Consider the following 9,413-nt stretch of genomic DNA (forward strand, 5'->3'; position numbering starts at 1 on the left):
TTCAGAGATCGAGTACCAGCACGGGCGAGCGCGAGCGCGACACGCAGCAGCAGATCACGCTGTTGCTCGCGCGTTCGGCCTTGCTCAGACAATGGTCGCGATGTTCAGGCTCGCCGCTCACCACGTCGACCATGCAGGTGCCGCATACGCCTTCGCCGCATGAGGTATCGACTTCGATGCCGAGCGCAGCCAGCGCCTCGACGATCGAGATCTTGCTGTTCACGTGTACTGTCTGGCCCGTGCTCGCCAGTTGCACGTCGAAGCTGTCGAGCGCTGCTTCGCTGGCAGGCGCGAGAGGTTCGGCGGTGAAGCGTTCGAGATGGATTGCGTCGGCGGGCAGGCGCGCTTCGCCCGCTGCGACCACGCGATCCATGAAAGGCACGGGGCCGCACGTGTAGACGTGCGTGCCTTGCGATGCATCGGCGAGACATGCGGCGAGTTCAGCGTCGAGCGCTTCCGGCTCGATACCGTAATGCAGCTTCACGTACTGATCGAAAGGTGCGCGAGAAAGCAGCGGCAGAAACGCGGCATGTTCGGCACTGCGCGCGAAGTAATGCAATTCGAACGGCACGCCGAGTTTGACGAGCCGATACGCCATCGACAGCAGCGGCGTGATGCCGATCCCTGCACCGATCAGCACATGCCGGGTGGCCTGTTCGGCAAGACGGAACAGATTGCGCGGCGCGCCGACGGACAACTCGGTGCCGATCTGCACGTCGTCGTGCAGCGAACGCGAGCCGCCGCGCGATTGCACTTCTTTCTTGACGGCGAACAGTTGCGAGTCGCGGCACTCGGGGTCGCCGCACAGCGAGTACTGACGCGTGACGCCTGAAGGACTTGTCACGTCGATGTGCGCGCCGGGTTCGTACCTGTCGAACGGCGCGCCGTCGAGGCGCGAAATCACGAATGAGCGAACGCCGTGTGCTTCATCGCGCACGGCGTCGACGCGAACCTTGAACGATTGGGCTTGCATGGTGCGATCCAGTCAAAATCGGATGGGGCGGAGTCGCATTCAGCTTAAGGTTCGCGTCTGGATCAGGCAAATCGATTAAAAATGGTTGGCTTCATAAGCATCGTGAATATCTTGTGCGCGGTCTATCGGTTGACGTCGACCACCAGGCGCCCGCGAATCTTGCCGTCGAGCACATCAGGCGCCGTCGCGAGCGCTTCGGCAAGGCTGATTTCCCTGACCATCGATTCGAGTTGCGCCGTGCCGAGATCCTGCGCAACGCGCTGCCATGCCTCGACGCGGCGCGCATGCGGCGCCATCACGCTGTCGATGCCCGCGAGCGTCACGCCGCGCAAAATGAATGGCGCGACCGTGGCGGGGAAGTCCATGCCTTGCGCGAGTCCGCATGCGGCGACGATTCCGCCGTACGCAGTGCCTGCACACGCATTGGCGAGCGTGTGGCTGCCGACGGCATCGACGGCGGCGACCCAGCGCTCCTTCGCGAGCGGCTTGCCCGGCCCGGACAGTTCCGCACGAGCGATGATCTCCGTTGCGCCGAGTTCGTGCAGATAGTCCGCTTCGGCAGGGCGGCCCGTCGACGCGATCACCTGATACCCGCGTTTCGCGAGCAACATGATCGCGACGCTGCCCCCGCCGCCCGCCGCGCCCGTGACGAGCACCTTGCCCTGCGATGGCGTGACGCCATGACGTTCGAGCGCGAGCACGCATAGCATCGCGGTGTACCCGGCCGTGCCGACGGCCATCGCGTCGCGTGACGTGAGCGGGGCGGGCGGGCGCACGAGCCAGTCGCCGCTCACGCGCGCGCGTTGCGCGAGTCCGCCCCAATGCTTTTCGCCGACGCCGTAGCCGTTGAGGATCACCTGGTCGCCGGGCTTCCACTGCGCATGCTCGCTGCTTTCGATCACGCCCGCGAAGTCGATGCCCGGCACCATCGGAAAGCTGCGCACGACGGGCGAGCGGCCCGTGATCGCGAGTGCGTCCTTGTAGTTGAGCGTCGACCATTCGACACGTACGGTGACGTCGCCCGCAGGAAGACCCGTTTCGTCGATGTCGGTGATGGCGGCGCGGCTGCCGTTGTCCTGCTTCTCGATCAAGATCCCTTTCATGGTCCCGTCCGTTGAGTTCGACTGCTTCAGTCCATTATGGTGTGCGGCTAGCGGCCGGTAATAGTCTAGGCGAATGCGGGCCGCGTGGCCCGGATCGCCGCGCTCAACAATCAGACGGTTTTTTGCTTTCGATGCGCGAACGGCAACGGTGTCGATCGAGCGACACGTGCGATGCGTCTTTCGTCGAATGAATGATGCGCGCTAGCGCGTGTAGTAACCACGCTGCTGCATGCACTTCGAGTAGGCGGCCCAGTAGCGGACCATTGGGGGTTCGGGCGGCGGTGGCGGTGGCATGGCGGCCAGCGATGCTTCTGCCGGCATGCTCGCACCCGACGCTGCCTCTGCGCCCGATGCCGCGAATGCGCCTGACGCGCCCGATGCGGCGGCGAGCGTCGATGGCGCGGCTGCTCCGCTTGCGCCGCTCGCCGCGGCGGCCGTCGCCGCGCTCGCGCCGGCGGGTGCGGATGCCGCCATCGTTGCCGATGCGCCGGAGGCACCCATTGCAGCGGGCAAGGGCGGATTGAGCGGTGCGGGCGCCACGATAGGCCGCGGTGCGGCGGCGGTCTTGCTGGGCGGCTGCGGACGTTGTGATTCGTGCACGATGTTCACGTGCGTCGTCTTGTTGGCATCGGCATAGCATGCGGCCGTATCGATAGCCTGTTGTCCCGCGCCCTGGCTGCGGCCAGGGTAGGTCATCGGTTGCTGTGCAACGGACGCGCCGCTGACGACGAGAAGCGCGATTGCAGCATGGGCGAAGCGTGTCATAAGCGGGCGGACTCCCTGGCGAAGTCTTGGTCTTGTCGGCGCATAGGCGCGTCGCGAGGTCAGCGTGAAGCCATGACGTGCAGATGGCCGATACGGACCATGGCAGTGAGGCCCGTCAGGCCATCGCAGCCCGAAGGCATGCTATCCCAGCATATCGTGTCGCAGCGGCGCAGCACGCCAGAAGCACGCCATTCGTCGCCAATTTCCGTGCTGCAACGCGATATGGGTCACAACGTGATCAAACCGTGTGATCAGGTGTGATCAATGCAGCAGGCCGAACACGGCCACACCGTTGGTCGCGCCCACATACACCTTGCCACGCGAGATCATCGGCGTGATGAACTTGTTGCCCGCGCCCCACTGGTCGCGGGTGCCCGCCTGATTGCTGTTGTAGAGCTCGGTGGCGAGATTGGTCGCGTCATACGCATGCAATGCTCCCGTCGTGCCGTTCTCGGCGGCCCAGAGAATCGCGTTCGACGTGCCGTTTGCCGAGATCGCAGGCACGGCGCCGGGATAGGCAAAGGTCGTCGGACTCTTCGAGGCTGCTGTGGTAGCAAGCAGCGCATTCGTCACGGGCAGCGCCTTGATGTTGTCGTTCAGCGCGCCGTAGTAGACGGTGCCATTGAAGTAAGCGGGTGAGCCCCAGATGCCGCCAGCCAGCGTACCCGTCAGCACTTGCCAGTTGTTATTGGCCGTCGGGCTGAATTTGCCCATCGAATCGCGATCGACGACGTAGATCTTGTTGTCCTTGCCGGCCGCCACGGCGAGATGCTTGACGGTGCCGTCCGCGGTTTTCTGATCGGGCAGCAGCATCGCGCCGCCCGAGCCGAAGTCGCCGTCTTCGTTCGCGAGCGTCACGACATCGAGCGAGGCGAAATAATCGGTCACCTTGAGCGGACTCGCCGAGAGCTTCATGAACGAGTTGCCGAAATCGTTATCGACGGGAAAGCCATTGGCGTCGAGCGTAGTGCCGAAGGTGCCGTTGCCGTCCACCACGTAGATCGACGTACCATCCGATGCCATGCCCGAGCCGGCCATCCAGACGGAACCCTTCTGGCCGTTCGGCACGACATCCATCGCGCCCGTCTGCTTCAGCGTGTCGGCGCTATAGCTCATGATCCAGCCGGTGTAGTTGCCGCCCATGCAATGTGCCGTCCAGCCCATGAAGATGTTGCCGTTCACGAGCGTCAACGCGACGCGTTCCGAGTGCAGCGACGGGTCGAAAGTGAGCACGCCGTTGGCGCTCTCGCCACCCGTGCCTGAGGCCGTCGCGGCGATTTCGGTCGGGCCGCCGAACAGTTCCGCGCCGCTCGCGAGATCGAGTGCATGCAGGCGATGATGATAGTTGCCGCCGGCATCCTTCGTCATCGCCACTGCGTACAGCACGCCGTTCGCACCGCGGCTGCGGTCGATCACGGGCGTGGCCGTAATGCCGATTTCAGGCGTGATGTCAGTGCAGCCGCGATTGTCGCTGGACGTTTCGTTGGTGCCGTTCAGCGAGACTTTCCACAATTGCGCGTAGTTGTCGGCGTCGTAGGCGTAGACGCTGTTGTGCTCCGTCACGACGTAGATCACGTTGTGTGTCGCGCCGTTGATAGCAAGACTCGTGACCGATAGGGGCTGGCCATCCACCTTGCCGTCAGCGGCAAGAAACGCGACTTTGCCGAACGTGGCCGAATTCACGTTGGCAGGCGTGAGTGTCGTTTCCGCGAGCATTTGCCCTGTGCGGGCGAGATCGTTGTGATGCGTCAATACATCGGTGGGTAAGGCCGCTGACGAAGACGGCGCGGCGCTGCCACCCGAGCCGGACGTGCCGCTGCCCGTGCCTGATCCCGATCCCGAACTGCCGTTCGATCCGGAACTGCTTGCACTGCCACTATCGGACGAGCCGTTTCCGCATGCCGTGCAAAAGAGCGCGAGGCTGAATGCGACGGTGAAGCGGCTGATGCCCGCGAGCACGTGCGAAGTGCGGCCCGTCGAAGCGGTCCGGGAAGCTGGCGGCTGTGGTTGCATGCGTGTGTCTCCCCCACGCCCGAATGAGGCGTCCTCGTAAGACGGCACGGCGCGTATTCACTGTTCTATGCTGCGCTTGCCAATCTCATCATGGTAAGAACGCCTGCGCCGGTGCACGCGACATCGCTTCGCCTCTATCCGCCAGATAGGGCTTTTTTAAGGCCTTTTCTTGAGGCCCTTTCTTGCGGTCGCTTCTTACGTCCGCTCGCTGTCCGCTTTCGGAATAGCTAGTGCTGCCGATAAACCTGCGAGTCGTCACTCGCAGGCAGCACTGCGGCACTATCGGGTGGGGCATACGCCTGCACGGTGGGAGCCATCGTGTGCGGTGCGGGCTTTAAGGCCACCTTGACAGGTGCCCGGCGCGCGGCGACGGTGGTCGGCCTGGTCTTCACGGGTGCGGGCCTCGCCGCGACCTTCACTTCTTTGCGGGGAACGTGCGCGCTGACTTGCTGCACGCACGGCGAGCGCGGTCCACAAGCTGTGCCTGCCTGTTTTACGACTGTCTTGCGCTCTGGTTGAACAGGTGCAGGCGTGTGAGCACGCGCGGGCGTCGGCGTGACGCTGGCAAGCTGACGCGGACGTGGCGCGGGCTGAGGCAGAGGCGGTTTCGCGGCAACCTGCCTGGCCGGCGTCTTTGCCGGCGACGCGCGAGCGGGTACGGGTAGCGTCGTTACAGGCGGCAAGCTGGGCGTGCTGCTCGCGACCGTGCTGCTGTGTGCGTTGGCATTGTGATGCGCGGCGGCGCCTGCCACGATGGCAGCATCGGTTGCATCGCGGCTGCGTAGCGTTTCGATCTGTTCGCGCAGCGTCCGCGCCAGTTCCTGGGTGCGTTCGGCAATCGTTGGCCGGTCGTTATGCGGCGTCGCGCGCAATTCGTTCTGACTGACAATGCGGCGTAAGCGGCTTTGCATCGCATCGCGTTGGGTCAGCGTGATATAGGTGCCGAATGCAATCGCAAAGCCGATCAGCACGACGGCAGCGCCTGTGCTCAGCCTCCAGTCGGGCGCACCGACGGTCGGGGGCGCAGCGAGGCGTTGATGTCTTGGCCTGATACGCCTGAAAAGTGGCGGATAGGTCGGCAACGGGTCGGATGCCGGATCGGAAACCGGCGCAGTATCCGGGCTCGCATCCGTTCGACCTGTCGAAGCGTCGAGAGGAAACAGCAGATCGAGTGGCTTGGCAGGCATATCCTGCTGCACCACAGGCTTCGTCTCCGGCGTCGTATCGCATCGCTCGTGTGGCGGTGCTGGACGCTTGCGAATCATGTCCATGGACAGACTCCCATGCCGCACGCGTGACGGCATCGCACATTCTTCTCGTTGACAACCATCGTGCGAAGGACGGGGCCTCGTCACGACGCAAAGCGTCGCGCCTGATCGCAATGGTCTTTATGCAATATGAGTCAGGGAATGCCGGAGGTCAATAAAACTCGGCTATTCACTTCAAAAAAGCCTGTGCGTGTGTATTGCAAGCGCGACAAATGAATCGCAATTGATGAAATCAGGCATCCGAAACGCCATTCCCTATCGATTCATCATATTCAGAAATTCGCCCATAAATGATTGAGTGATGGTGATCATGGCTTTTAAAAAAGCAAAATAAATGACATCAAAATGCGCTAGCTATCTTTCGCCATTCATGGTTCCCCATTTATAGCCATATGAAAGATTGGGCATTTTTGACCGGCTTAAAAGGTGTTTCAGGTAATACAAATACGGCCCTTATCACCGTACTGGTGCAGACGCATAAGGTGAACCTGATTAATCCTCAGACGTTACAAAGTGTTACGCCGTTTCAGCAGACTTTAGCATTGTCGTTCGGAACGATTCGCCTCTGCAAAAACATTCCGGGCGCGTCCCATATTTCGCGCAATGGCGGAGAAGACCGCTGTGTCGGCCTTTCAGTCAGATGTCGATTAATAATCAGATTTATCGATTAATTAATCTGACATTACCGGATATTGATTTGCAGTTACATCTGGTTGCAATCGGTTGAGCACGGCCTCGCTCGCGCAGAAACATGCTGCGGGTTTGCAGGAAATGCGCTGCTCCAAATTACCGGCACCGCCGCCGCACCGGCAGTCGACGCAGTAAGAACGACTCCGCGTGCAAGACAGCCACCCCTGAAATCCACGCGTCGCCCTCGGGCATTTTTCCCAGGCGTTTTCGGACGGATTTCGATTGCCCATTCGTATTCCCATGAAAGTCAATTCACTACTCGTTTCGTCATCGATCGCGGTCCTGCTTGCGGGCTGTGGTGGTGGCGGAGGCAGCGACGCGGCCAGCACTGGTGCAGCGTCGGCGTCGTCCAATAGCCCTTCGCAGACTTCCGCAATGTCCGCCGCGAATGCGACGGCGAACGGCAACACCACAGGCAGTCTCAGTTGCGTGTCGCCGACGACGGCCGGCGCGTCGGCCGGCGGTCCGCTGATTGCCGCGGACACGACCAGCGGCGACAGCACACGCCTGTTCGCGTCGGGCGCGAGCTTCCCGCTGGTCTTCACAACGAACACGAGCAACGCGGATACGCTGAGCTGGTCGATCGACGACACGACCGGCCGCGTCGCGGCAAGCGGCAGCTTCGCCGTGCCGCGCGGCGGCGCCACGACGACTCTGCCGTGTACCTCGACACTCGCGGGCTACTTCGCGGTGTCGGGCAACCTGAAGGCGGGCGGTGGCGCACTGCCTCAGGCAGGTACGCGCCCCACGGGCATCGCGACCTTCGGCGTGATTCCGAATCTGAACGGCATCGTGCCCGCCGTGACCTATACGAAGCAGGAGCAGCACCGCTTCGGCATGCAGGGCGAAAACGATCGCGCGGCGGTGCTCGCGGGTCTCGGCATCACGCAGACGATCGACGATCGCCAGATGTCGGTGATGGAGCCGAATGGCGCGAACACGTTCGATCCCTCGGCCAACCATCTCGACCCGTTCTATACGTCGGGTAACGTGATGCGCCTGATCCGTCTGGACGGGCTGCCGGGCTGGGCATCGAAATCGGGCGGTGTCGAGGATTTCACGACGCTGCCGAAGGACATGTCGTACCTGCAGAACTATATGAGCCGCGTCGGCACCGAGTCGAACGCGATCCGCCAGAAGTACTTCCCGACGCAATCGGCGAACTTCTATCAGGTGACGTGGGAGCCGAACCAGTTCTGGACGGATACGGATGCGAATTTCGTGTCGCTGTACCAGTCGGTCTATCAGGGCATTCATTCGACTGACCCCAATGCTGTCGTGATGGGCCCAACGGATGCGTTCCCGAGCCTCACCAACCAGCGTCTGCAACGCATTGCTTCGCTGGGCTTTGGCCAGTACATCGATGGCGTGGCAACGCACGGCTATTACGATGCGGGGACGTCGCCTTCGCATCCGCCTGAGCGCCTTGCCACGGATCCCGATGCCGCGACGGCCGCCAATGCGCTGAACAACTCGATGCGCACGCTGCGCACAACGATGCAGAACCAGTACCGTTCGGGCATGAAGCTCTATCAGACGGAAGTGGGCATCAGCTATGACCTCGGTTCGTCGTATGGTCCCAACTATCCGACGGGTAATGTGCTGTTCGCACAAGGCGCCGTGGTTGCGCGTACGCACATCATCCTGCTTGGCGAGGGCGCAGACGTTTCGTACGTGTTCTATGGTGCGGACTATCCGGCCGAAGTGGGTTATGGAACGTTCTTCGATCTGTCGAATGCGCAGGGCTCGTACGGTGCGACCAACATCAGCCCGAAGCCGGCTGCGATGGTCGTCAGTGCGATGTCGCGCATCCTCGATGGCACGAATACGCTGGGCCCCGTGAAGAACACGCCGTCGGGTGTCTATGCGTACTCGTTCCAGCAGGTCAACAACGGATCGGTGATTACTGCCTTGTGGACGCACAGCAATAACGTGTGGAGCGCGAGTGCAGGATTCAGTTCGACCTATAGCGTGGCGTACAGCCTTCAGGTGGATGCACCCGGTACGAGCGGCACGGTGAAGGTCCTCGACATGATGGGCAATCCCATGACGCTCAACTACACGGACGGCACGCTGAAGCTGAATCTGACGGAAGCACCTGTGTATGTGGTGTCGAAGAACGCGAGTGTCGCGAAGAGCAACACGAATCCGCCGCCGGGCTACGTCGGGGCATGAGCCGGTTCATGGTCGACATGACGCATGCGGGTAGTGGGGTTTGACACTGCTCGCTGAGTGAGGCGTCGTTGAGAAGAAAGCGCGCGGATGTTCCGCGCGCTTTTTCTTTTGCATGATTGGCTTTGCGTCAGAGGTGAAGAAGTTGAGTACTTTTTGTTGCTAAGTCTTTGATTGAATAGGCGAGTACATTGCAATCGTCTAGTAGCGACGTACCTGCGACGAAGTGGCCCTGCAAATTTTTTGAAGATCTTTTCGAAATAGGTGTTGACAGCCCCCTTGGGGTCTCGCATAATTCGGCCTCTCCAAACGACGGAGACGCAAGAAAGCAGCAGAAAACAGCGGCTTTTTAGCGAATGTTCTTTAAAAATCAACAGCCGATAAGTGTGGGTGCTCGATGGCGACACGCGGTGATCTTCGGGTCGCCGA

At 61.7% G+C, this 9,413-nt stretch carries 6 protein-coding genes; 1 reads left to right on the plus strand and 5 read right to left on the minus strand.

All coding sequences use genetic code 11. The features are described from left to right. Position 1: 1 nt before the first annotated feature. The 5 genes from DK391_RS35005 to DK391_RS35025 all read right to left on the minus strand — a co-directional run bounded on the left by DK391_RS35005 (position 2) and on the right by DK391_RS35025 (position 6,125). On the minus strand, positions 2 to 973 hold the full coding sequence (locus DK391_RS35005; protein WP_109482574.1) for a PDR/VanB family oxidoreductase: 972 nt from the start codon (positions 971 to 973) through the stop codon (positions 2 to 4). A 122-nt stretch (positions 974 to 1,095) separates the two neighbouring features. Next, on the minus strand, positions 1,096 to 2,076 hold the full coding sequence (locus DK391_RS35010) for an MDR family oxidoreductase (RefSeq protein ID WP_109482575.1): 981 nt from the start codon (positions 2,074 to 2,076) through the stop codon (positions 1,096 to 1,098). Between the two features lie 201 nt (positions 2,077 to 2,277). Continuing rightward, entirely contained in the window at positions 2,278 to 2,841 is a 564-nt protein-coding gene (locus DK391_RS35015) for a hypothetical protein (RefSeq protein WP_109482576.1), read from the minus strand. Between the two features lie 261 nt (positions 2,842 to 3,102). Beyond that, on the minus strand, positions 3,103 to 4,854 hold the full coding sequence (locus DK391_RS35020; protein ID WP_109482577.1) for a pyrrolo-quinoline quinone: 1,752 nt from the start codon (positions 4,852 to 4,854) through the stop codon (positions 3,103 to 3,105). Between the two features lie 227 nt (positions 4,855 to 5,081). After that, positions 5,082 to 6,125 (minus strand): hypothetical protein, encoded by a 1,044-nt coding sequence (locus DK391_RS35025; protein WP_109482578.1) that lies wholly within the window; start codon positions 6,123 to 6,125, stop codon positions 5,082 to 5,084. Between the two features lie 927 nt (positions 6,126 to 7,052). Between DK391_RS35025 and DK391_RS35030 the strand changes: the two genes are divergently transcribed. After that, positions 7,053 to 8,987, plus strand: a complete 1,935-nt coding sequence (locus DK391_RS35030; protein ID WP_109482579.1) for a hypothetical protein — start codon at positions 7,053 to 7,055, stop codon at positions 8,985 to 8,987. Positions 8,988 to 9,413: the final 426 nt, after the last annotated feature.

It is taken from the genome of Paraburkholderia sp. C35 (assembly GCF_003121405.1).
Taxonomy (GTDB): Bacteria; Pseudomonadota; Gammaproteobacteria; order Burkholderiales; family Burkholderiaceae; genus Paraburkholderia.